The organism is Serratia plymuthica (genome assembly GCF_018336935.1).
GTDB lineage: Bacteria > Pseudomonadota > Gammaproteobacteria > Enterobacterales > Enterobacteriaceae > Serratia > Serratia plymuthica_B.
In genome coordinates, this window is the sequence record NZ_CP068771.1 from 273,419 (window position 1) to 297,582 (window position 24,164).

20 protein-coding genes and 1 pseudogene are annotated in these 24,164 nt (G+C 57.4%); 6 read left to right on the forward strand and 15 right to left on the reverse strand.

Features of this window, described 5'->3' with window-relative positions:
- Window position 1: 1 nt before the first annotated feature.
- Together phnG and phnF are read right to left on the reverse strand one after the other, a co-directional pair.
- Window positions 2-445: a phosphonate C-P lyase system protein PhnG gene (gene phnG, locus JK621_RS01345; RefSeq protein ID WP_212558325.1), complete on the reverse strand. Its 444-nt coding sequence runs from the start codon at window positions 443-445 to the stop codon at window positions 2-4.
- Window positions 446-1,174: a phosphonate metabolism transcriptional regulator PhnF gene (gene phnF, locus JK621_RS01350; RefSeq protein WP_212558326.1), complete on the reverse strand. Its 729-nt coding sequence runs from the start codon at window positions 1,172-1,174 to the stop codon at window positions 446-448.
- Window positions 1,175-1,397: 223 nt separating this feature from the next.
- Between phnF and JK621_RS01355 the strand changes: the two genes are divergently transcribed.
- Both JK621_RS01355 and JK621_RS01360 read left to right on the forward strand, forming a co-directional pair.
- Window positions 1,398-2,456 (forward strand): permease, encoded by a 1,059-nt coding sequence (locus tag JK621_RS01355; protein WP_212558327.1) that lies wholly within the window; start codon window positions 1,398-1,400, stop codon window positions 2,454-2,456.
- Window positions 2,457-2,497: 41 nt separating this feature from the next.
- Window positions 2,498-2,689 (forward strand): hypothetical protein, encoded by a 192-nt coding sequence (locus tag JK621_RS01360; RefSeq protein WP_212558328.1) that lies wholly within the window; start codon window positions 2,498-2,500, stop codon window positions 2,687-2,689.
- A 204-nt stretch (window positions 2,690-2,893) separates the two neighbouring features.
- On the opposite strand, the gene JK621_RS01365 is transcribed toward JK621_RS01360, so the two are convergent.
- The 4 genes from JK621_RS01365 to JK621_RS01380 all read right to left on the reverse strand — a co-directional run bounded on the left by JK621_RS01365 (window position 2,894) and on the right by JK621_RS01380 (window position 7,738).
- A complete protein-coding gene (locus tag JK621_RS01365) occupies window positions 2,894-3,652 on the reverse strand; it encodes a carbon-nitrogen hydrolase family protein (RefSeq protein WP_212558329.1) in 759 nt (252 codons plus the stop codon).
- A 193-nt stretch (window positions 3,653-3,845) separates the two neighbouring features.
- Entirely contained in the window at window positions 3,846-4,310 is a 465-nt protein-coding gene (gene nrdG, locus JK621_RS01370) for an anaerobic ribonucleoside-triphosphate reductase-activating protein (RefSeq protein ID WP_212558330.1), read from the reverse strand.
- A 169-nt stretch (window positions 4,311-4,479) separates the two neighbouring features.
- Window positions 4,480-6,618 (reverse strand): anaerobic ribonucleoside-triphosphate reductase, encoded by a 2,139-nt coding sequence (nrdD, locus tag JK621_RS01375; RefSeq protein WP_212558331.1) that lies wholly within the window; start codon window positions 6,616-6,618, stop codon window positions 4,480-4,482.
- Window positions 6,619-6,832: 214 nt separating this feature from the next.
- On the reverse strand, window positions 6,833-7,738 hold the full coding sequence (locus tag JK621_RS01380) for a LysR family transcriptional regulator (RefSeq protein ID WP_212558332.1): 906 nt from the start codon (window positions 7,736-7,738) through the stop codon (window positions 6,833-6,835).
- A 104-nt stretch (window positions 7,739-7,842) separates the two neighbouring features.
- Here JK621_RS01380 and JK621_RS01385 point away from each other — a divergent pair, with 104 nt between their 5' ends.
- Complete coding sequence (locus JK621_RS01385) at window positions 7,843-8,367, forward strand: NAD(P)H-dependent oxidoreductase (protein WP_212558333.1); 525 nt, start codon at window positions 7,843-7,845, stop codon at window positions 8,365-8,367.
- Between the two features lie 27 nt (window positions 8,368-8,394).
- Here the strand turns inward: JK621_RS01385 and treC are convergent, their stop codons facing one another.
- Together treC and treB are read right to left on the reverse strand one after the other, a co-directional pair.
- A complete protein-coding gene (gene treC / locus JK621_RS01390) occupies window positions 8,395-10,059 on the reverse strand; it encodes an alpha,alpha-phosphotrehalase (RefSeq protein WP_212558334.1) in 1,665 nt (554 codons plus the stop codon).
- 176 nt (window positions 10,060-10,235) lie between these two features.
- Complete coding sequence (gene treB, locus JK621_RS01395; protein ID WP_212558335.1) at window positions 10,236-11,651, reverse strand: PTS trehalose transporter subunit IIBC; 1,416 nt, start codon at window positions 11,649-11,651, stop codon at window positions 10,236-10,238.
- 341 nt (window positions 11,652-11,992) lie between these two features.
- Between treB and JK621_RS01400 the strand changes: the two genes are divergently transcribed.
- A complete protein-coding gene (locus JK621_RS01400; RefSeq protein ID WP_249337130.1) occupies window positions 11,993-12,379 on the forward strand; it encodes an Exc2 family lipoprotein in 387 nt (128 codons plus the stop codon).
- Window positions 12,380-12,489: 110 nt separating this feature from the next.
- Here JK621_RS01400 and JK621_RS01405 read toward each other — a convergent pair whose 3' ends face one another.
- From JK621_RS01405 to treR, 6 genes and pseudogenes are all read right to left on the reverse strand, one after another.
- Window positions 12,490-12,756: a colicin immunity domain-containing protein gene (locus JK621_RS01405; protein ID WP_212558336.1), complete on the reverse strand. Its 267-nt coding sequence runs from the start codon at window positions 12,754-12,756 to the stop codon at window positions 12,490-12,492.
- Window positions 12,753-12,830: pseudogene (locus JK621_RS25565) on the reverse strand (pyocin); the annotation flags it as partial. The gene JK621_RS01405 and the pseudogene JK621_RS25565, both read right to left, overlap by 4 nt.
- 75 nt (window positions 12,831-12,905) lie before the next feature.
- Window positions 12,906-13,163 carry a bacteriocin immunity protein gene (locus tag JK621_RS01410; RefSeq protein WP_212558337.1) on the reverse strand — a complete coding sequence of 86 codons (258 nt, stop codon included), beginning with the start codon at window positions 13,161-13,163 and terminating at the stop codon, window positions 12,906-12,908.
- A gap of 1 nt (window position 13,164) precedes the next feature.
- The gene (locus JK621_RS01415) at window positions 13,165-15,183 is read right to left on the reverse strand and encodes an S-type pyocin domain-containing protein (protein WP_249337131.1); all 2,019 of its coding nucleotides are present in this window, start codon (window positions 15,181-15,183) and stop codon (window positions 13,165-13,167) included.
- Between the two features lie 48 nt (window positions 15,184-15,231).
- On the reverse strand, window positions 15,232-16,365 hold the full coding sequence (locus JK621_RS01420) for a tail fiber domain-containing protein (RefSeq protein ID WP_212558338.1): 1,134 nt from the start codon (window positions 16,363-16,365) through the stop codon (window positions 15,232-15,234).
- A 308-nt stretch (window positions 16,366-16,673) separates the two neighbouring features.
- Window positions 16,674-17,621, reverse strand: a complete 948-nt coding sequence (treR, locus tag JK621_RS01425; protein WP_212558339.1) for a trehalose operon repressor TreR — start codon at window positions 17,619-17,621, stop codon at window positions 16,674-16,676.
- Window positions 17,622-18,041: 420 nt separating this feature from the next.
- On the opposite strand from treR, the gene mgtA reads away from it, so the two are divergent.
- Both mgtA and JK621_RS01435 read left to right on the forward strand, forming a co-directional pair.
- Complete coding sequence (mgtA, locus tag JK621_RS01430) at window positions 18,042-20,750, forward strand: magnesium-translocating P-type ATPase (RefSeq protein WP_212558340.1); 2,709 nt, start codon at window positions 18,042-18,044, stop codon at window positions 20,748-20,750.
- A gap of 238 nt (window positions 20,751-20,988) precedes the next feature.
- Window positions 20,989-23,382, forward strand: coding sequence for a beta-N-acetylhexosaminidase (locus JK621_RS01435; protein ID WP_212558341.1), 2,394 nt, complete (start codon window positions 20,989-20,991; stop codon window positions 23,380-23,382).
- 47 nt (window positions 23,383-23,429) lie between these two features.
- On the opposite strand, the gene JK621_RS01440 is transcribed toward JK621_RS01435, so the two are convergent.
- Window positions 23,430-24,158 carry a proteasome-type protease gene (locus JK621_RS01440; RefSeq protein ID WP_013811319.1) on the reverse strand — a complete coding sequence of 243 codons (729 nt, stop codon included), beginning with the start codon at window positions 24,156-24,158 and terminating at the stop codon, window positions 23,430-23,432.
- Window positions 24,159-24,164: the final 6 nt, after the last annotated feature.

The following is a 24,164-nucleotide window of genomic DNA, read 5'->3' on the forward strand; positions in this document are numbered from 1 at the left end:
GTTAATCCCCCCGCACCAGCGTAAAGAAGTCGACCCGGCTGGAGGCGACCGAGCGGGCGCGCAGCTGGCGTTGTTCGTGCAGCAAAGCGGCCAGCGGTTCAATCAGCTGCTGTTGCAGCAATTCGGCCTGATCGGGCTGTTGCAGCAGGGCGTCCGCCAGCGCGCAGAGTTCGGCATGCGCCTTGTCGCGCCCGGCGATATAGCTGTAGCCATAGCCGCCGTTTTCCAGTTGCACCACCGCACGGGTGACGGTCATGTCGCCCAGCACAAAGCGGCGGCCGGTGGCGCCCATGCGCCCTTGCAGCTGCGCCAGGCCAATCTCCGGCGCGCGAATGCTTTCATAGCGCGGGCTGAGGTTCAGCGCCTGCCAGTGGCTGCGCAACTGGGCCGGTTGGCTGTGCGCCAGTACCGACATCCAGCGTTGTCTCGGCTGTAAGGCTTGCATTTAGTGCTCCATCGTCAGTTCAATCATGTCGGCGCGCGCCATGCTGACGGAGTATTCCGCCACCTTGGCGCTGCCGGTGCAGACGTTCAGGGTACGCACGCACAGCAGCGGCGCGTGGGTGGCGATCTCCAGCAGCCGGCTCTCTTTGGCCTGGGCCCGGCGGGCGCTGATGCGCGTCTGGCTGCGGGTCAGCGGCTGGTGAATATGCCGTTCGATAAACTCGTGCAGGGAGCCGTTGTGGAACTGTTGCAGAGCCGGCCACCAGTCCAGATCGGGCAGATAATGGTCGATCACGCTCATCGGCACGCCGTTGACCCGGCGCAGGGTGCGTAGGTGGATCACCGTTTCGCCTTCTTCACGCGATAACGCGCTGGCGATATGCCCATTGCACGGGCGCAATACAGCGAGTAAGCGCTCACTGGTGGGGTGGCTGCCCTGCTCGAACAGGTTCTGGCTGAAACGGGTATTGGCATGCAGCGGGTAGTCATAGGGGCGCATCAGCACCAATATGCCGACGCCGTGCCGGCGTTGCAGCCAGCCGCGATCCACCAGCTGATCCACCGCGCGGCGCAGGGTATGGCGATTGACCTGGTAGCGATCCGCCAACTGTTGCTCGGAAGGCAGATAGTCGCCACAGCGGTATTGGGTGCGCAACTCTTGCTCCAGCTGCGCGGCGATCTGCTGGTAACGGGTGGGGAAACTGGTCGGATGTCTAGATAAGTCGATCATAATAAAAACCTCGGCGTGCCGGATACCCATTTGCGGGATGCTGATGGTTGGCGTTGCATGATGTGTACCCTTTGGTGAAGTTGGCATTATCTTGAAGCGGCCAGATGACAATCGCGTTACGCGTCGGTGGCGAACAGATGAACTATTTTGGACAGGCCGATGATGCGCGGGGAGCCGCTGGGCGCTAAGCTGAGGCTATTGATCACTGAACCGGGCCAACCTCATGCCGCAACCTTTGACCGCTCCTGAAAATACTTCCCGCGCCTGGCCGCTGTGGAAACCGATCCTGTTCCTGCTGGTGGTGGCTATCGGCCTTTATTACGTCAAATGGCAGCCCTATTACGGCAAAGCCTTTTTGGCGGCGGACACGCACTCCATCGGCAAATCGATTCTGGCCAATGCCGACAGCAGCCCGTTGCTGGCGGCTTGGCAGTATGCGCTGGTGTATTTCACTGCGGTGTGGAAGGCGGCGGTGCTCGGCGTGTTGCTGGGGTCGCTGGTGCAAGTGCTGATCCCACGCGACTGGCTGGTGCGCACCCTGGGCCACCCGCGTTTCTCCGGCACGCTGCTGGGCGCGGCGATTGCGCTGCCGGGCATGATGTGTACCTGTTGCGCCGCGCCGGTCGCTGCCGGGCTGCGGCGCCAGTCGGTCTCCAGCGGCGCGGCGATGGCGTTCTGGTTGAGCAACCCGGTGTTGAATCCGGCAACGTTGATTTTTATGGGTTTTGTGCTCGGCTGGCCGTTTGCCGCTATCCGGCTGGTGGCCGGGGTGATTATGGTGCTGGGCGTCGCCTGGCTGGTGCAACGGGTCACCGCCAGGGATCCGCAGCCGGCCACGCTGCAACCGCTGGCGGTGCCGCAGGTGAAAACCGAGGAGCGGCCGTTCCTCGGCCGCTGGTTGAAGGCGCTGTGGTCGCTGTTTTGGTCCACCATTCCTGTCTACATTCTGGCGGTGCTGGCGCTGGGGGCGGCACGCGTGTGGCTGTTCCCGCACGCCGATGGGGCGATAGACAATAGCCTGCTGTGGATTATCGCCCTGGCGATCGCCGGTTGCCTGTTCGTGATCCCCACCGCAGCGGAAATCCCGATTGTACAGACCATGATGCTGGCGGGTATGGGCACCGGCCCGGCGCTGGCGCTGCTGATGACCCTGCCGGCGGTGAGCCTGCCTTCGCTGCTGATGCTGAACAAAGTCTTCTCCGCCAAAGCGCTGTGCCTGACTGCATTGCTGGTGGCGTTGTGCGGGATCGCGACGGGTCTGGTGGGGATGGGGTTGATGTAATTGCTTCGTGACTGGACGCTATCTCAATGGAGGAGATGGAAATGGAACAGCGGAATAAACCTGAAATGGACGCGAAGTTTATGTCCCAAGAGGAAGGGCTGCGTGAGAGGGTGGATGCCGCCCTTGAACGCTTAAGAAACGGCACCGCGGTTTATCTCAGCCATTCGGAGGTAGAAAAACGAATGGCTATATTTAAGGCGAAAATCCGGGAGCGTTATCGACGAGGGTGTTAAGGGGGGGCGTTCAGGGCTGGGTTGGCAGCGTCTACGGGGAGTAGGTCACTGGCCGTCAGTTTTGAGCGAAAAGCGGACGCTGGCCTTTCACGCTATCAAATCACAGGAGACCTGATGTTCAGTAAGAAAAAAGCGCCTCTACGATATGACACAAAAGCGCTAATGAGCTTGCAAAAGAGACATGCTGAGCTTACTCACTCTTATTTATTTACGCAGGCAAATCACCTGCCCGGAGCATGCATCATCCTGTAGGTCCATGATGACCAGGGCAGCACAATCCTCCGGAGCCTGAGCAATAAGTTCACCCCTTGCATTCCATGCGGCGCTTTTTCCGACCGGTTTCCAGCCGCCTGACGGACCACAGTAATTGGCCATCAGCGTGGGCATGGCGTAAAGTCTGGCGTAGCTTTGCAGCTGCCCTGAATCTTTATCAAACCCGCCGGCGCTCAAAACAGCATTCAGATACACTTCAGCACCCTGTTGCACCGTGCGTTCTGCATGTACTGGCTGCCCTGCATCTGCGCATATGGCCATGCCGATATTAAATGACCTTTCCTTAAAAACACATTCAGTATCACCAGTTGAAAAATAATCGGATTCTCCAGGATGGAGATATATTTTTCGGTAGCAGGAAACAGGCCGATTTGATGAAATGATACATGCGCCAATAGCCGGTTTTATCTCTTTAACGCGCAACGGTGCGCCCACAATAATCGTCATATCGTATCTGTCAGACAATACCTGAAGCGGACTCAAACATCTTTCATCAGCCAGAGCCAGCTTTTCAGCCATTTCTGGTTCATAGCCCGTCAGAGAAAGTTCCGGAAAAAAGATAAGGTTAACGCCCGCAGATGCCGCAGACTCAATCAAAATTTCGTGATAACGCATATTCTCAACAATAAGGCCGCGCGCCGGAGCAAACTGTCCTGCTGCGATTCTTAGCCTTCCCTGACAACTGTCCATGTTTTCTCCCGTGGGTTTTTTTAAAGTTGCCAGTTACCATACGAAAATAAACGTTCTGCGTCATCTGTAACGGCGCGCTCTTTAGAAGGTCCGTTTCTGGCACAAAGCCGCCTGTCAGATCAGGTTTTGTTCTGTGCCGCAGCCGTATCAGGTTGAACCTGGGCCAACACACGTCGAGACAAGTACCGCTAGCTCAACGCAACCTATGCACCACCTGGTTAGCGCTGCCGCGCCAAATCAGCGCCGGGTCTTTCAGATCCTGCACAAACTTGCCGTCAATCAATACGTTAATCCTGTCCACCACCTGCATCTGCTGCGTATCCAGCTCCGCCAGCCGGTAGCCGGTCCACAGCCAGATATCCTTGCCGGGGCACTCGGCGCGCACCCGTTTCACCAGTTGCAGCACTGCGGACAGATTGGCCGGGTGCAGCGGATCGCCGCCGGACAGCGACAGCCCCTGGCGCGGAATGCGTGCGTCGTTGAGATCGGCAATCAGCCGGTCTTCCATTTCCTGAGTAAAAGGCCGGCCGGAATTCAGCCGCCAGGTACTTTTGTTGTAACAACCGGCGCATTGATGCACGCAGCCGGCGACAAACAGCGTGCAGCGGGTGCCGGGGCCGTTGACGACGTCGATTGGGTAATACTGGTGATAATTCATGTGAGACCTGCCCATCAGGCTATTTTACTGGCCATTTTGCCTCCGGGCAGTGCTCCCAATCCTCACGTACTGCGTGTACGCTCCGGTTTGTGCGCGCTGGCCGAAGGCAAACTGGCTGCGACAATCACGCCTGATGAACAGGCTTCTGCATAGGCTGCGCGGCGGTTTTTCAGCCGATCTGCCCGTTGCCGAGGTGTTTCACCCGGCGCTTCACCTCTTCCTGCTTGCCGGCGTTGAACGGCCTGGCGTCCGGGCTGCCGAGGTAGCCGCACACCCGGCGGGTGACCGAGACTTTGGCCGAGTCGTGGTTGCCGCATTTCGGGCAGGTAAAACCCTTGCTGGTACAGGCGAATTCGCCGGTAAAGCCGCACTCGTAGCACTCATCTATCGGCGTGTTGGTGCCGTAATAAGGCACGCGGCTGTAGCTGTAATCCCACACGTCTTCCAGCGCTTTCAAATTGTGTTGCAGGTTGGGGTATTCGCCGTAACAGATGAAACCGCCGTTGGCCAACGGCGGATAGGGCGCCTCAAAGTCCAGTTTGTCGTATGGATTGACCTTTTTCTCCACGTCGAGGTGGAAGCTGTTGGTGTAATAGCCTTTGTCGGTCACGCCCGGCACCACGCCGAAATCGGCGGTGTCCAGCCGGCAGAAGCGATCGCACAGGTTCTCGCTTGGCGTGCTGTACAGGCTAAAACCGTAGCCGGTCTCTTCTTTCCAGCTGTCGGTGGCGGTGCGCAGGCGTTCAACGATAGCGACCGCTTTGGCGCGCAGCGCGGCACTGTCGTAAACGTGTTGCTCGCTGCCGAACAGCGCGTTGATGGTTTCATGCAGGCCGATATAGCCCAGCGAGATCGACGCGCGGCCATTTTTGAAGATGTCGGCGATATTGTCGTCCGCCTTCAGCCGTACGCCGCAGGCGCCTTCCATATACAAGATTGGGGCCACCCGCGCCTTGATGCCTTCCAGGCGGGCGATACGCGTCATCAGCGCCTTTTTCGCCAGCAGCAGCCGCCGGTCCAGCAGCCGCCAGAAACGTGCCTCGTCGCCGGCCGCTTCCAGCGCAATACGCGGCAGGTTGAGGCTGATCACGCCGATATTATTGCGGCCGTCGTGCACCAGTTCGCCATCCTCCTCGTAGGTGCCGAGGAAACTGCGGCAGCCCATGGGCGTTTTAAAGGAACCTGTGACTTTAACCACCTGATCGTAATTGAGAATATCCGGGTACATGCGCTTGCTGGCGCATTCCAGCGCCAGCTGTTTGATGTCGTAATTCGGGTCGCCGTACTGGTGGTTCAGGCCGTCGCGGATGGCGAACACCAGTTTGGGGAACACCGCCGTCTTGCGGTTCTTGCCCAGTCCGGCGATACGGTTTTTCAGGATTGAGCGCTGAATCAGCCGCGATTCCCAGCAGGTGCCCAGGCCGAAGCCGAAGGTGACGAACGGCGTCTGGCCGTTGGCGGTGTGCAGGGTGTTGACCTCGTATTCCAGCGACTGGAAGGCGTCGTAACACTCTTTCTCGGTGCGCGCCATCGCATAGCCCTGCGCGTCCGGGATCTGCCACTGTTCGGCCACCTGGCGGTGTTTTTCGAAGCTTTCGCTGACGAAGGGGGCGAGGATCTCGTCGATGCGGTTAATGGTGGTGCCGCCATAAATATGGCTGGCCACCTGCGCGATAATTTGGGCGGTCACGGCGGTGGCGGTGGAGATCGACTTCGGCGGTTCGATCTCGGCGTTGCCCATCTTGAAGCCGTTGGTCAGCATGCCTTTCAGATCGATCAGCATGCAGTTGAACATCGGGAAGAACGGCGAATAGTCGAGATCGTGGTAGTGGATCTCGCCGCGCTCATGCGCCAGCACCACGTCACGCGGCAGAATGTGCTGCTTGGCGTAGTGTTTGGCGACGATCCCGGCCAGCAGATCGCGCTGGGTGGGGATCACTTTGCTGTCCTTGTTGGCATTCTCGTTCAGCAACGCCATATTGCTTTGCTCGACCAGACCGCGGATCTCCTGGTTCAGCCGCCCGCGCAGCTCGCGCGCCACGTCGCGGTCGTGGCGATATTCGATATAGGCGCGTGCCAGTTGCTTGTATTCGCCGGCCATCAGCTGATTTTCCACCGCCAGCTGAATGTCGTGGATATCCACGCGCGGCTGTTGCGCCATTCGTTGAGCGACCACGCGGGCCACGGTTGCGCAGTAATCGGCATCGACAATCCCGACGGCCAGCGCGGCCCGTTCGATAGCCTGCCCAATACGTGCCTCGTCAAAAGAGACCTGACAACCGTCCCGTTTAATCACTACTGGTTTCACGTTGCGACTCCTTATTGCCCGGAGGATAGGTTATCCACAGGGCAATGCCGCAGCGTACAAGGGCTACGGCGGTGTGTGGATGAATTTGTGGATAACTACCATATATAGGTGATTTGTTTTCTTTAAGCACTATATATAGATATTGGCGGGGTTCTTTTGATGTAGGACAAGGAAAGCGGAAGAGCGGGCGCTCGCTGTACAGACGTCAATCTGCTCACGAGCGGTCGCGAAAATGCGCCAGCAGGAAGTCGACCCAGGCGCGCACCCGCGGCGGCAGATCCGCAGAGGCGTAGTACAGCCAGAGCTGCATCGGTTGCGGCCAGCAATCCGGCAGCACCGGTTGCAGAGTGCCCTGCGCAAAATGGGGCTCTGCGTACCAGCGCGCCAGGCAGACGATACCCAGCCCGGCCAACGCGGCGTCCAGCAGCATCTCCGGCCGGCTGGCGACCAGGCGGCCATGCAGCTCCAGGGTTTTGGTTTCGCCGTGCCGGCGCAGCGGCCATTTTACGCTGCGGCCGTTGGCCGGATTGCGGTGCAGCAGGCAGTTATGCCGCAACAGATCGTCCGGATCCTGCGGCGTGCCGTGTTGCGCCAGATAACCGGGGGCAGCCGCCAACACCATCTGCATCCGATACAGCGGCCGCGCCACCAGCCGGCTGTCGGGATCGACCCGGCTGCCGATAGCCACGTCAAAGCCTTCGCCCACCAGATTGACGACTCGCGCATCCAGCGAAAGATCGAGGTCGATCTGCGGATAACGCTCAAGGAACTGTGGGACCAACGGCATCAGCATCTGGCGGCCGAAGCCGGGGATCATGCTGACGCGCACGGTGCCTGAGGGATCTTGCTGCGCGCCGCCGGCGTTTTCCAGCGTGGCGGACAGCGCCTGCCACAGCGGCGCCACCTGCGCCAGCAGCGCTTTGCCTTCGTCGGTCAGCACCACGTTGTGGGTGTTGCGCTGGAACAGACGCAGCGCCAGCTTCTCTTCCAGCACGCGGATATTTTTGCTGACCGCCGCCGGGGTAACGCCTAACTGGCGGGCGGCGGCGGAAAAGTTTTGCGCCTGGGCGGCGCTGAGAAAAGCCGGCAGCAGGCGATGCACGTCAAAGGGCAGCGACATAGTGGTTGATACTTTCAGTTGAAATTGAAGTGACAGAGAACAGCCTACACCCCGGGCGAAGGAAATGGAAAAATGCGATATCAATTTTCAACCGAGGATCTCTTATGTCACGTATTTTAGCCTTAACCGCTCACCGTTTTCCCGATGATTCGCGCGTCAACAAGGCGCTGATTGAGGCGCTGAACCCGCTGCCCAAGGTTACCGTACATGAACTGATGCGTACCTATCCGGATTACCGCATCGACGTGAATCGCGAGCAAGAACTGTTGCAAAGCCATGACGCGGTGGTGATGCTGTTCCCGTTTTACTGGTACAGCTCGCCGGCGATCCTCAGCGAATGGCAGGATGCGGTATTAACCCACGGTTTCGCTTATGGCAGCGAAGGCACCAAACTGCATGGCAAACCGCTGCAACTGGTAGTGACGACCGGCGGCAATCCGCAGGCTTATACGCCGGAAGGCTACAACCGTTATCCGGTGGCGGATCTGCTACGGCCATTCAATGCCATGGCCAACCTGACCGGCATGGATTATCTGCCGCCGCATCTGGTGCAGGGGGTGTTTGATATGAGCGATGAGCGCCTGGCACAAGAGGCTGCCGGCGTGGTGGCACTGCTGAAAAAACTGTAGGGCGCGGCAAGCCACGCCCCGACAGCATTAGTCTTCCAGCAACCACCATACCGCTTCGAACGGCCGCAGCGTCATCGCCCGCGGTTGGTCCGCGGCATCGGCGTAGTTGCCCATCAGCGGACGCCACAGGTTGGAGGGCTCCACGCCTTCTGCCTGCCAGGCCAGCGGTTCGCGGCTCAGGTTGGCGACCACCAGCAAACGCTGCCCGTTCCCGCTGCGTTGGTAGCACCATAGAGCGGGGTGCGCAGGCGCCAGATCCTGATAGTCGCCGTGGGTCAGCAGCGGATATTGCTTGCGCAGGGTAATCAACTGGCGGTAGGCGTAAAACACCGAATCCAGATCGGCCAGCGCCGATTCGGCGTTGATCTGCGGGTAGTTTTCCGCGCAACCGATCCAGGGGGTGCCTTGGGTGAAACCGGCGTTCGGCGCGGCGCTCCACTGCATCGGCGTGCGGCCGTTATCGCGCGATTTGCCGGCCAAAATCGCCAGCAGCTCGGCGTCACTCTTGCCCTGGGCGCTCAGTTCGGCATACATATTCAGGCTTTCCACATCGCGATACTGCCCGATGGCGCTAAAGCCCGGGTTGGTCATGCCAATCTCTTCGCCCTGATAGATATACGGCGTGCCCTGCATGCCGTGCAGCACCATGGCCAGCATTTTGGCGGCCGGCACCCGCAGTTCACCCTCGTCGCTGAAGCGTGAAACGATGCGCGGCTGATCGTGGTTACACCAGAACAGCGCGTTCCAGGCGCGGTTATGCATACCCTGCTGCCAGTGGCGGAAAATCTGCTTCAGTTCGACGTAGTCCGGCGCCGCCAGCGTCCATTTTTCCCCACCGGCGTAGTCTACTTTCAGGTGGTGGAAGTTGAAGGTCATCGACAGCTCTTCGCCGCTGCGCGCCGCATACTGCCGGCAATGTTCCAGCGTGGTGGAAGACATTTCGCCGACGGTCATCAGGCCGCGCGGCTGGAACACGTCGCGGCTCATCTCTTGCAGGAATTCGTGAATGCGCGGGCCGTCGGTGTAGAAACGGCGGCCGTCGCCCTGGGGATCGGACGGGAAATCCTGCTGCTTGGAGACCAGGTTGATCACGTCGAGACGCAGGCCGTCGACGCCCTTGTCCGCCCAGAACTGACACACCTTTTTCAGCTCTTCGCGCACCGGCGGGTGTTCCCAGTTGAGGTCCGCCTGTTCGCTGGCGAACAGATGCAGATAATACTGGCCGCTGTCGGCGTGCCACTGCCAGGCGTTGCCGCCGAACTTGGAACGCCAGTTGTTCGGCAACGCATCGCCTTCGCCGTCGCGCCAGATATAGAACTGGCGGAACGGGCTGTCAGGGTCTTGCGAGGCCTGGAACCACGGGTGCTCGGTCGAGGTATGGTTGAACACCATATCCATCACGATGCGGATGCTGCGCTGGTGGGCGGCGGCGATCAGACGATCGAAATCCTCCATGGTGCCGTAGGCCGGGTCGATGGCGCAGTAATCCGCCACGTCATAACCGTTGTCCACCTGCGGGGAGACGTACACCGGCGTCAGCCAGATGGCGTCGACGCCCAGCTCCTGCAGATAGTCCAGCCGCTGGGTCACACCGGCCAGATCGCCGTAGCCGTTACCGGTACTGTCCTGAAAACTCTTCGGATAGATTTGGTAGATGACACCGTTTTGCCACCAGGGGATTGGATTGCTCATAGTAATACCTTTGAATCGTGACAACGGGCCGTACCCTTCATCTTACAAGCTGTAGCGTTGTTGGCTGCTGGCGCTGCACCCCAGTCACTTATCTGAGTAAGCTCCTGGAGTACGGCACCCTTGCCGCCTGACTGCGGCCTGAAAGCTATTGGGTATTTACGACCCCTACATTTCAATCAGACCGGCAGCTCACCGCGGCTGGCTTTGCGTTTGTAGACCATGATAGTCAGCAGCATTGGGATCACCACGGCCACCACAATCGCCGCCGAGTAAACCAGCCAGAACTGCGGTTTGATGGACAGAATACCCGGCAAGCCGCCGACGCCGATGCCATTGGCCATCACGCCGTCCAGGCCGCAAATCAGGCCGGCAAAGGCGGAGCCGATCATCGCGCACAGCATCGGGAAGCGGTATTTCAGGTTGATCCCGTACATCGCCGGCTCGGTGACGCCCAGGTAAGCGGAAATCGCCGCCGGTACCGAGATTTCACGCTCGTTGGCCTTGCGGCTGATGATGATAATGCCCAATACCGCAGAGGCCTGCGCAATGTTGGACAGCGCAATCAGCGGCCATACCGGGGTGCCGCCCATGCTCTGGATCATCTGCATGTCGATAGCCAGCGTGGTCTGATGCACACCGGTAATTACCAGCGGCGCATACAGGAAGCCGAACAGCGCGGCGCCGATCGGGGCGAAGCTGCCGGTCATGACGGCCTTCACCGCCCAGGCTACGCCGTCGCCGATCATGCGGCCAAACGGCCCGATCAGCGCGTGCGCCAGGAATACCGCCAGCAGCAGTGAAACGACGGGCACCACCACCAGATACAGGTAATCGGGCACGATCTTTTTCAAGCGGGTTTCAATCCAGCCCAGCGCCATACCGGCCAGCATGGAAGGGATCACCTGCGCCTGATAGCCGACTTTCTGAATGGCGAACCAGCCGAAGTTCCACACTTCCGGTACTTGCTGCCCGAGTTGGTAAGAGTTCATCAACTGTGGGGAGACCAGCGTGACGCCCAGTACGATGCCGAGCACCGGCGTACCGCCCATTTTTTTCACCGTCGACCAGCAGATGGCCACCGGCAGGAACATGAAGATCGCTTCACCGAGCAGCCACAGGAAATCGTAGATGGTTTTCCACGCCGGGTGCATTTGCGCCAGCGTTTGGCCGCCGGACATCGGGATGTCACCGATCACGTTGCGGAAGCCGAGGATCAGACCGCCGCTGATCAGCGCCGGCAGCAGCGGGAAGAAGATTTCGGCGAAGTGGGCGATGGCGCGCTCGCTCCAGGTCATGTTCTGGCGCGCCGCGACCTTGGCCTGCTCCTTGTCGGCTTCGTTGAGGCCGGTGGTGGCGATCAACGCCTGATAGTAATCGCCGACCTCCGGGCCAATCACCACCTGGAACTGCCCGGCGTTGGTGAAGCAGCCTTTGACCATCGACAAGGTTTCTATTTCTTTCGGGTTGGCTTTGGCGGGGTCGTTAAGGACGAAACGTAACCGGGTAATGCAATGGCTGACGGTGGCGATGTTATCGCGTCCGCCCACCAGCACAATCAGGCGGTCGATATCCTGTTGCTTAACTTTGCTCATTATAAAGTACCTTTTTTGGGTAAGGCGCAGAGGTGTTGGCTGAGTAATGATCAAAGCTTAGTCATTCCCCTTTTTTAATGGAATGGGAACGTTCCCGGTTTGGGGCGACGATCACAAAACGATAAAAAATGACCCTTTATCCGGCAGGGAGTTTTGCGAGGTGATCGAAACATCCAGCAATATTATCTTGAACAAGCGCATTGGCGGCTATACTGTCACCCTTAACAATCAATAAGTTGATTGAAATTAGCGCGACTCGTTAATCCAATTCGTTATATGAGCGTCGCTACCCCGTACTTTTTCAAGGAAGAATGATGACTTTGACATTGCCCCGAATCCTTATGGTTTTCACCGCGCTGTTGCTGAGCGCCTGTACCAGCCAAAAAAGCAGCCCGGAACGCCATGCCCGGCATGCGATTTATCAACTGGCGCGGGAGGATTTTGCCCCTGAAATGCGCACCCAAATTCCTGACACGGTAAAAGCCTCTATTCCGTTTTTTGACCAGTTCTATCAAATGGGGAAGGCCGATCGGGCCAAGGGATTGACGCGCCAGCAGGCACAGCAGCAGGAAGCCTATTTCCGCAGTCCTGAATTCCTCAGCGATTTGGGGCGGAAGGGGAAATTTATCAATCAGCATTATTCCGTGGATAACCCACAGAAACAACGGCAGATCCTGCTGGATTCCGCCGTGGCTACCTACTGGGATGGCTATGAAGGGCGGCCGTGAGGGGCATAGATAAATGAATAGCATACTAAGAGGCTATTAACGAAAACGCCCAACAGATGAGAATTTGTTGGGCGTTGTTTTAAATTTAACTGTTCAGAAATAGCGGGGAACTAAAGCAGATTGAATTTCTCCAGAATCGCTTTCACTTCCTTCCTTAACCCGGCTTCATCCAGTTCATAATCAACGCGGTCTGAATCCGGATTATAAACTTCAGCAGCCATAAATAATTCTTCACCACAATTCAAAACGTTCTTGTCTTGATCTTTAATGCCGTACAAATTATTTCTTTCAATGCATATATCTTCAGAAAACTGAAGCGCATTAATTTTTGAATTCAAAAAGTCTCTTGCTAATTCGATTACTGCCATCTTGTTCATAAATCACCTGTTTCTAAATAGATTCTGCCATTATCCGCATCGGGATTTATTTTCCATCCTGAGAGGGAAATGCCCAGGAAACTCTCATTTACTGGACGTTGGTGGAATGATCACTAATTCTTAATAATCATGGATGCACTAACTTATTTTCATTGCCTAAATCCGGGCTTGTTATTTTTAGCACGCCATTCTTTTATCTGTTTCACAATTCCCTCTGGCGAGTCATCCTGATCTGGGGGAGGGTAAAAAATAATATCGGTTCCATCTGGATGCTCCGATAAACGGATGAATTCGTGCACGGCTTCATCAGCTTCCTCCTCCGTTGAGTAGTCGGCACTGCATATTTTTTTTGCTAAATCTAAAAATTCTTTCTCTGTATAATCTGAAATCGTTTTTTTATCGGTCATTTTATTTCCCTCCATTTTTTGAATGGATCTCAATATGACGTTTTGGTGTCAATACGCCAAGGTTATCAGCATCATATACTGCACCATCTTGACTTATGGGTTCAACATGGTGAAGTTCATATTTTTCACGACCTCCAACTTTTTCCCTGTTAGGAACGAAAGGAGAATAACCTTTCTTCAGGAAAGACTGGTTTCTTGAATTAAACTGTTTCGACAACATTGGATCATTCCCGACTTCAACCCAAAACGCTTTACGGAAGGCATCAAAACTCCCAAACGTCTTTCCCCGAAGCTTATCTGCAATCTGGCTTGGAATAGGTGCGCCGAGTTCCTTACCGGCATCGTTCAGCCAGCCGTCACCTACTTGTTGTCCCTTACCACTGACCTTCCCCGGCATATCACGCGGACTGCTCAACATCACATAGATAGGTTCAGCACCCGACCCCGTGGCATCCGGCTGCCAGTAGATGAAGTCCTGCAGCTCTTTAAGGTCATCCGCCGGGAAACTGGTGGTAACTATACTATCAGCCTGTTTTACTGTCGTGCCAGTATGCACTGGCGTGACGGGGGTGGGTGAACTGTTTCCTGTATGGGGAGGTGCTGTCGGCCCGACCGGAGCTGGGTTAATCAGGATTGTTCGCGATGGAGTCCCCCCTATCGCCGGAAGCGTAATCCTATCCAGCCCGGTTTTCTCATCACGTGCCGCCTTTAGAACAGGCACGCTCGCGGGTACGCCGCCTATACCCGTTTTAACCAGTCTGACCTGTTGCTGACCATTCTCCATAACTAAAGAGCCACGAACCGGTAAGTCGACAGAGTGCATTTCCGGCGAAATGCTGACTTTGCCGGCAGCAATTAGATTGGCCTGAAAACCAAACATGACAATGTCGCGTCCGTTAAGCTTGTCGCTGCCTTTCCCTGCTTCTGTAGGCCAGAAGCCCATAACTAAAGCGCCAACAGTTGCCCCTGCGGTGCTAAGGGTTGCGGCCTCAGCTAACTCAATGGCTCCTCGCCACACAGCCCCGGCTATCGAGCCGGCTAACTCACTGGTGGTGGTCAGAACGCCTTCGGCAGCAGTTGATAGCTGTAACATCCCAGGGGCACGATTTAGCATCATCGCTCCCGCAGCTGCAAGGAAAGCTTGAGCCGATTTAACCATTTCTGGTGTGTAGACCGGGGTAGGTTTTACTCCGGCTTTGGTCATTAACTCAGCTGTTTTCGCTCTGGCCTCCGCTTCGGCTCTTGCCTTGGCTTCTGCGTTGGCCTTTGCTTCTCTTTCATTTTTTACTTGATTAATAACTACAGTCAGTGAGTGTAATTTTGATAGGACATCTTTAATAACCAACGCTATGTTATCTAATGCTGCGAGCAAGCGCTGTTTAGCATTGAATTCTTCTACTCGAGGCTTTACAGAGTATTCCTCCCAATATCTACGGGATACCGGCTCCAGCATTCTTGTTAACATACTGTCGTAATCAACCGGTGAGACATTAGTAAGACCCAATTTTGGAATTGCATCTTTCAAGGCTTTCTCTGCCGCATTATATTTCTGAAGAGCATTACTTTCGGCCGCTTGAACTTCATTATTGGCGTCTTGTAAGCCTTTAACAGCATCGCGAAGAAGTTTTTCAGTACTTGATACCCTACCATCGGTATTAGTTTGAGTATTAACCACTTCGCGCAAAAAAGAATTCACACGATCAACAATCTGACTTACGGGCTCAACAACACGATCTCTGGCAGAGTTAATTTGGTCGTCAAACATTTTTTGTAACTGAGATAACTGGCCGTAAGGGGTAAATTTAGGAGACTTGTCAGAGATATACTCTACTTTTAAACGATCCTTTAAATAAATAGGGGCTACGTTCGGAGGTAACATAGATACAAACAAACCACCATTTGATGGAGGGGAATCCGGAATTGTATTTTTCGGCGGAGTAGAATTATTAGTAATGGTGATAATAGGGTTACCATTAGCTTCATAAGGCGAGCCATTTTTATAGTATGCTATAGTGGCCATAATAATTTCCTTATTAATTTTATAAGAGATTATTGTATTCCTGGAAATTTAGTGTTCACCAGAGCCTGTTTTTTCCAGCACCGCCAACCGAGACTCCAGCTCAAGCCGGGCTTCGCGTTCTTCTTTAAGCGCTTCGATCAACAGGGCGACTACGCCGTTGATATTAATTCCACGGGCATCTTTCAGAACGCTGCCGTCATTTAATTTCAGTTCGGTGGTGGTGACGGATTGAGGTAATACGTTCTCCACTTCCTGGGCTATTACGCCGGCCTCTGGAACGCCTTGTTTCAGGTAGGTATAACCACTGATTTTCCCCAGCTTCTCCAGCGCGCCCTCAATTTTCACGATCTCCGTTTTCATTCGGGCATCGGAGCTGCTATTCCAGGCACCGTTGGTGTAGGCATTGCCATCATTGCGGAATTCGTACCAACCATTAGCTCCACCGTTGCCAACATGGAGCCCCATAAAGTGGTGATGACCAATGCGCTCATAGTGGTAGGTATTTACAAACAGATCACCGGCTCCCTGTATATGCATGCCATTGGTAATTCGATCCGCATCGTTATTTACATTCTTGTTTCCGGTAGCCCAAATCCAGCCTTCCACATTGCGCTTGACCAGTTGCCCAACCAAAAGCTCGCTGTTGGTTTTCACCTGAATTTCATTCCAGTTTCCCTGCCAATCCCGGTAGGAGAGCAGGCCGTAATCTTCTTTACCGGGGACGACCCGTGACCCCATCATCATCGTGGTGGTGACGTTGCCGCTGGTAAAATCGGTATGTACAGGCGGCGCGCCATACGTCTGCCCGCTGATAAGAGAAGCGGGGCCAGTGGTGACCGCGCCAATGCCCGCGCTATGCGATACCAGCGCACCGCCCGAGACATCCACGCCGTTACGCAGCGACACGCGGCCGGTAGAGAGATTGAAGGAGAAGGGGCGCAGCGTGTTCCACTGCCCGTTCTGCGCCTGGCCGTCAGGGGTAACCAGGGCGGAGAAGTTCAGTCCGTCACTACGCAGGAGCACGCCGGCATTGCCGTTTGCCAGGCGAAAACCGATTTCGGATCTGGAGACAATTTCACCGTCGCTGACAACGCGTTTACGCAATGTGGACAGTGATTTCAGCTCAGTGATATCTTCATTAATGCCGTTAATCACCTGAGCATTTTTCTTTTCTTCAGCCATGATGAATCTTCCTTTTTGACACTCTGTTATTTGATGGCTAACAGCATCCGGTATCCTTCCGCCCATTCTGGCTAATGGCTAATGGCTATCGGTGTTCACGTTCCGTGTGCTGCCAAACCGCTGGAACACACAATAATTACTGTATGTTTAACCAGTATTTTGTTGCTGTAGGCGACAGAGGTCAATCAGGAATGGCTATCCGTTGTTGTGTGGCGACTGGTACAAAATGGTGATGAACTTATGCCCACCTGATGTGGGCAAGAACCGAAGATGGCGAATAGGGGGATTGTTGGGGGCAAACCCCGCCGTCAGGCGAGTTGGCTGGGCACGATGATTTGGCGGATGCCCTGTTCGCCGCTGAGCTGGCCCAGCAGCTGTTGGGCGGCCTGTAGCCCGGCGCTGCCGTAGCCCAGTTCGACCGAAAACGTCTCGGGGAACAGGAAGTTAAGCAGAGGCGTATTACCGATGCCGCAGACTTGCAGCGGGGCGATGTGCTGTTGTTGCAGGTATTTGATGGCGCCGAGGGCGATGGTGTCGGAGGCGCACACCAGTGCGGTGGTCTGCGGGCCAATCACCTCGGCGGCCAGTTGAAAACCGCTCTGGTAGCTCAGTTCGCCCAGGGCGACGCTCGGGGTAATCCGCTGCTGGCGGCAGGCGTCGAGATAAGCCTGATGGCGGCGCAGGCCGGTGGTGGCATCGGCAAGTTGCACCCCCAGATAGCTGATATGCCGGTGGCCCTGCTGTTGCAGGCGTTCCATCAGCAGCCGGACTGCGCCATCGTCGTCGTAGCAAACCGATGAAAAACCTTCGTATTCGCGCGCCAGCACCACCATTTTTTCCTGCCAGGGGCTGAGCATGGCCGCCGTCAGGCCGGTGAAACCGAACAGGATCACCCCGTCGACGTTGCGCTGTTGCAGTACATGAAGATGCTCTTTCACCAGGCGGGTTTCAAACTGGCTTTCCATCACGATCGGGTCGTAACCCTGCTGATACAGCAGCGGCAACATGGTACGCACCGCCTGGTTTTCCGACGGCGAATCGAGGCGGGAAACGATAATCCCCACCACTTTGTCGCTCTGCCCGCGCATGGCGCGCGCCGATTTGGACGGCGTAAACCCCTGCTGGCGGATCACCGCTTCTACCCGTTCACGGGTTTGCGGGCTCACGCTGCCTTCGTTGTTCAATACGCGCGATACGGTGGATTTCCCCACGCCGCTCAGGCGGGCGATGTCCTTGATGGTCAGCCGGTTTTGCATGGTTTACTTATTGTTTAGGTTAAAAGGCGTAATCTGGCGGCCTACGATGAATGCCCGTCAGCATAGCCTATTTTCCCGTACGGATCTTGGCGCAATGCGGGGATCTTCGTACTGCGCTGAACGGCCGCTCTTGTCGTTCGATCTTTTTATTTACCGGAGGTTAATACCCGTATGGATCCCGATCCGACCCCAATAGACACCCATTCGGTCCCCCGGTAAAACCTCTCCGCTTTGCGCTGCTGTTTTACCGGTGAAATAAACGGTAACCGGTCGCGCGCGCTCTGTCGTTCGCTCCTGCTGCTTTTAAAAAATACAAGAATCTGCCCCGGCAGAGGCTTTTTGGCGTGTCCGAAAGCTTTGCCCGGGCGCGATTGTGCGTTTACCCGCCGCCGTGAGGCTGCGGGTGACGAGGTGCGAATAATGAAACTTAAAAATATCCCCCGTCAGCTGCTGGGTATGCTCAGCCGCAATTTGCCGCGCCGCCTGATTCGGCGCGATCCCCTGCTGGACGGTGTCAGCGGCGCGGCGCATGAACTGCCCGCCGGCCTGGCCCAGCAGCGGCTGGAATGCGCCGCCGCCGATGCGACCCAGCTTTACGAGCGTTTCCACAGCCACCCGGAAGGCATTACCGTCCATGAGGCGGAACAACTGCGCCAGCGCTTTGGCGCCAACGTGATTGAGAACCAGCAGGCGGAGTCCTGGTGGCGCCATTTGTGGCACTGCTATCGCAACCCGTTCAATCTGCTGCTGACGGTGCTGGGGCTTATCTCCTACGCCACTGAAGACCTGACCGGCGCGCTGGTGATCGGCCTGATGGTGCTGATCTCCACGCTGCTGCATTTCATTCAGGAAGCGCGTTCCAACAAGGCGGCGGATGCGCTGAAAGCGATGGTCAGCAATACCGCCACGGTCATTCGCAGCGACGCCTTGACCGGCAAAAGCGAACACCTTGAATTGCCGATTGCCCAGTTGGTGCCGGGCGATGTCATCAAGCTGGCGGCGGGGGACATGATCCCGGCGGATCTGCGCGTGCTGTCGGCCAAGGATCTGTTTATCAGCCAGGCGGCGCTGACCGGCGAATCTCTGCCGGTGGAAAAGATCGCCGAACCGCACGGGGTGGCGGAGGATCCGCTGGAGTGCCGGAACCTGTGCTTTATGGGCACCAACGTGGTGAGCGGCACCGCGCTGGCGATGGTGATCGGCACCGGCGGCGACACCTACTTCGGCCAGTTGGCGCAGCGCGTCACCAGCCAGGATGAACAACCGAACGCCTTCCAGAGCGGCATCAGCAAGGTCAGTTGGCTGCTGATCCGCTTTATGCTGGTGATGACGCCGATCGTGCTGCTGATCAACGGCTATACCAAGGGCGACTGGTGGGAAGCGGCGCTGTTCGCGCTGTCGGTGGCGGTGGGGCTGACACCGGAAATGCTGCCGATGATCGTGACCACCACCCTGGCCAGAGGGGCGGTGAAGCTGTCGCAACAGAAGGTGATCGTCAAACGCCTGGACGCGATCCAGAACTTTGGCGCCATGGACATTCTGTGCACCGACAAAACCGGCACCCTGACCCAGGATAAAATCGTACTGGAACGCCACACCGACGTGTTCGGTGTCAACAGCGACCGGGTGCTGCGTTACGCCTGGCTGAACAGCTTCTACCAGACCGGGCTGAAAAACCTGCTCGATGTGGCGGTGCTGAGCTGCGCGGAGCAGAACCAGCAGCCGGATGCGCTGCAGCATTACCGCAAGGTGGATGAGATCCCGTTTGATTTTGAACGCCGCCGCATGTCGGTGGTGGTCGCCAAAGACGCGCAATATCACGAGCTGATCTGCAAGGGCGCGCTGGAGGAAATGCTGGCGATTTGCAGCCACGTGCGTCAGGAAGATGACGTTCACCCGCTCAGCGATGCGCTGCTGGCGCGCATTCGGCGCATTACCGACGATCTCAACCAGCAGGGGCTGCGGGTGGTGGCGGTGGCCAACAAGATCCTGCCGGCGCAGGCGCATGAATACGGCGTGGCCGACGAATCCGATCTGATCCTCGAAGGCTACGTGGCCTTCCTCGATCCGCCAAAGGAGAGCACCGCACCGGCGCTGGCGGCACTGAAGAAAAACGGCGTGACGGTGAAGATCCTCACCGGCGATAACGAGCTGGTGGCGGGCAAGGTCTGCAAAGACGTCGGGCTGGCGGCAGATCACGTGCTGTGCGGCAGTGAAATCGAACGGATGACGGACGAACAACTGGCGCAGGCGGCCGCGCGCACCACGGTGTTCGCCAAACTGACGCCGATGCACAAGGAGCGCATCGTCAAGCTGTTGCGTCAGCAGGGGCACGTGGTCGGCTTTATGGGCGACGGCATCAACGACGCTCCGGCGCTGCGTGCGGCGGATATCGGCATTTCCGTCGATTCGGCGGTGGATATCGCCAAGGAGGCGGCGGACATCATCCTGTTGGAAAAAAGCCTGATGGTGCTGGAGGAGGGGGTGATCGAGGGGCGCCGCACCTTTGCCAACATGCTGAAGTACATCAAGATGACCGCCAGCTCCAACTTCGGCAACGTGTTCAGCGTGCTGATCGCCAGCGCTTTCCTGCCGTTCCTGCCGATGCTGCCGCTGCATCTGCTGATCCAGAACCTGATGTACGACATTTCTCAGATCGCCATTCCGTTCGACAACGTCGACGACGATCAAATTACCCAACCGCAGCGCTGGAACTCCAGCGATCTGGGGCGGTTTATGGTGTTCTTTGGGCCGATAAGCTCGATCTTTGACGTGCTGACCTTCTGCCTGATGTGGTGGGTATTCAAGGCCAATACGCCGGAAATGCAGACGCTGTTCCAGTCCGGCTGGTTCGTGGAAGGGCTGCTGTCGCAAACGCTGATTGTGCATATGATCCGCACGCGCAAAATTCCGTTTATCCAGAGCCGCCCTTCATGGCCGCTGTGCATCATGACGTTGGCGGTGATCGCCACCGGTATCGGCCTGACCTTCTCGCCGTTGGCAGGCTTCCTGCAACTGCAGGCGCTGCCGCTCGGTTATTTCCCGTGGCTGGTGCTGATCCTGGCCGGTTATATGGTGCTGACCCAGTGCGTGAAAGGCTGGTTCGTGCGCCGCTACGGCTGGCAGTAATCTCCCAAGCCCTCTCTGCACGGCGGGAGAGGGCATCTGTGATCCACCCCGGCTTTTCATCTTTGCGGTTGGACATCTGAACCATGCTCAGTCTTTATTGATAGCTTCGCTGTTTTCCCCTTCATTTTTCAAACTACCGCGTTGTTGGCTGCACGTCCTTACCCCAGCGCTTTGCCGCCTGGCGGTAATTTGAAATTCATTGGGGAGCTATTGATTTTTTTCCTTCGAGGAATTTCTGATGCATAGACCGCTCCGTTATACGCTACTGGCTTCATCGTTATTGCTTTCCCTCGGCGCCTTGGCGCAACCGGCCGGCTCGCTGCCGCTGATGCCCTGGCCGCAGCAGGTCGAACTGACGCAGCCGGCGGGCAGGCTGGTGCTGGATCACCGCCTGACGCTTAACGTGCAGGGCGACGATCTGGCAGAGGCTGCGCTGCGCTGGCGGCAACGCATCGAACTGCAGACCGGCTGGACGCTGGCGCCGCAAACCGCAAAAGCCGAGGGTGCGGCGATTCAGGTGAATATCAAAGACAAAGTGGCCGCTCAGCCGCTGCCCGGCAGCGATGAAAGCTACAAGCTGGCGGTGACGCCGCAAGGCGCCACGCTGACCGCCAATACTCGCTTCGGTGCGCTGCGCGGCATGGAAACCCTGCTGCAACTGGTGCAGACCGACGGCCAAAACACCTTCTTGCCGCTGGTGACGATTACCGACGTGCCGCGTTTCCCGTGGCGCGGTGTGCTGCTGGATTCGGCGCGCCATTTCTTGCCGCTGCCTGACATCCTGCGCCAGCTCGACGGCATGGCGGCGGCCAAACTCAATGTCTTCCATTGGCATCTGACCGACGACCAAGGCTGGCGCTTTGCCTCTGAGCGCTACCCCAAATTGCAACAACTGGCCAGCGACGGCCAGTTCTATAGCCGCGAACAGATGCAGCAGGTGGTGGCCTACGCCACGGCGCGCGGCATCCGGGTGGTGCCGGAAATCGATCTGCCGGGCCATGCCTCCAGTATCGCCGTGGCTTACCCGGAATTAATGAGCGCGCCGGGGCCGTATCCGATGGCGCGCGAGTGGGGCGTGCACAAGCCGACGCTCGATCCGACCCGCGACGAGGTTTATCAGTTCGTTGACGCGATCATCGGCGAATTGGCCGCGATTTTCCCCGATCCCTATCTGCATATCGGCGGTGATGAAGTCGACGCCAGCCAGTGGAAGGCATCGGCCTCCATTCAGGCGTTTATGCAAAAAAATCAGCTGGCGGATACCCATGCGCTGCAAGCCTATTTCAACCAGAAGCTGGAAAAAATCCTCGAACAGCACCAGCGGCGCATGGTCGGCTGGGATGAGATTTATCATCCGTCGTTGCCGCGCACCATCGTCATCCAGTCCTGGCAGGGGCCGGATTCGCTTGGCGCCAGTGCGCAGGACGGCTACCAGGGCATTTTGTCCACCGGTTTCTACCTCGACCAACCGCAGAGCACCGCCTATCACTACCGCAACGAAATTTTACCCCAGCCGCTGGGGGTAGATACCGAGGTACAGCCCGCTGAGCAGGCGCAGAGTTGGCAGTTCAGCATGCCGCGCCTGAAGGGCAGCGCAGTAGCAGGCAGTTTTACGTTGATCGAAGGCAAGCAGGGCTGGCGTGGTTTTATCGACTTCAACGGCAAATCCCGCCGTGCGTTGCACGATATCGTCTGGCTTTCGCCGCAGCAGGTGACCTTCCGCCTCGACAGCTGGATGGGCGAGACGCGCCCGGTATTCAGGCTGCAACAGGGCCAACTGAGCGGCTATACGCTGATCGGCAACGTGCGCTACCCAACCAGCGGCAGCAGGCTGGCGGCGATCCCGGCGGGCAAAATGCCGGTGGTGCCGGAGGCGAAGCAGCAGGCCAATATTCTCGGCGGCGAGGCGGCGCTGTGGGCGGAAAACGTCCGTGCGCCGATCCTGGATCTCAAATTGTGGCCGCGGACCTTTGCGGTGGCGGAGCGGCTGTGGTCGGCGCAGGACGTGACCGATGAAAACAACATGTACCAACGGTTGGCGGCGGTGGATGCCTGGTCAGTGGTGTCGGTGGGTTTGCAGCAGCATGCCGAAACCGCCCGCGAATTCACCCGGCTGGCGAACAGCGTGGAGATCTTGCCGCTGCAAATTCTGGCCGAGGCGGTGGAGCCGGGGCAGTACTACACCCGCCAACACCTGAAATTCAAGGCCGGCAACTACCATCAGTTCGAAGCTTTGAACCGTTTTGCCGACGCGCTGCCGCCGGAAAGCAACGCGGTGCGCAACATGCAGAGACAGGTTGAGGCGCTGCTGAAGGACAAAAACGATCGCGCAGCGGCGCAGGCGATCCGCGAGCGTTTGCAGCGCTGGCAATTGAACACCGCCGCGGTGAAAACGACTATCGCCGGTAACCGGGTATTGCAGGATTTGGCACCGGTGGCGCAGGACGTCGGTACGCTGTCTACGCTGGGGTTGATGCTGTTGGAGCGCTATCAGCAGGGTAAGCCGTTGAGTAAAACCGAAGCCGGGCAGATACAACAGCAATTGGATGCCGCAGCGCAGGTGCGTGACGAAGTGGTGATTGCGGCGGTCTACCCGCTGGAAACGCTATTGCATGCCAGCGCTGTCGAGTGAGGTAAGTCAGCGGGCATAGGGGCTCAGCGTGCTGAGCCCTCAACAACTTACAGCTGCAACGGCGGCAGCTGTTTGAAAATGCTGACCAGCCCTTCGCCCCAGCCTTTGCGAATGGCGCTGAAGTGCGGGTGATCTTCGGTAATGCGGTACTGCTGTTGGCTGCTGAAACTGTCGCGCGGGTAGATCATCACGTCGAGCGGCAGGCCGACCGACAGGTTGCTGCGCAGCGTGGAGTCGAGCGAAATCAGCGCGCACTGCATTGCCTGCTCCAGCGGGGTATCGTAATTCAGCACCCGATCGATAATCGGTTTGCCGTATTTGCTTTCGCCAATCTGGAAATAGGGCGTATCCCGGGTGGCTTCGATAAAGTTGCCCTGCGGGTAGATATGGAACAGCCGCATCTCTTCGCCGTCAATCTGGCCGCCGAGCAGCAAGCTGCAACTGAAATCGGTGGTGCTGCCGCTCTGCTGGGCTTCGCTGTCGCGCTGGATCACTTCGCGCACCGTTTCGCCCACCAGCGTGGCGGCTTCATACAGGTTGGGCACGTTGAGCAGGTTGGGGCGATCGGCATCCTTGCTGCGGCGCAGCAGCAGGCTGATGATGCTCTGGGTGGTCGCCAGGTTACCGGCGCTTTGCAGCACCAGCGTGCGCTCACCGTCCTGCTGGAACACGTGCAGCTTGCGGAAGGTGGAGATATGGTCCACCCCGGCATTGGTGCGGGAGTCGGAAGCAAACACCAGCCCGGATGACAAGCGCATGGCCACACAATAGGTCATACCAAA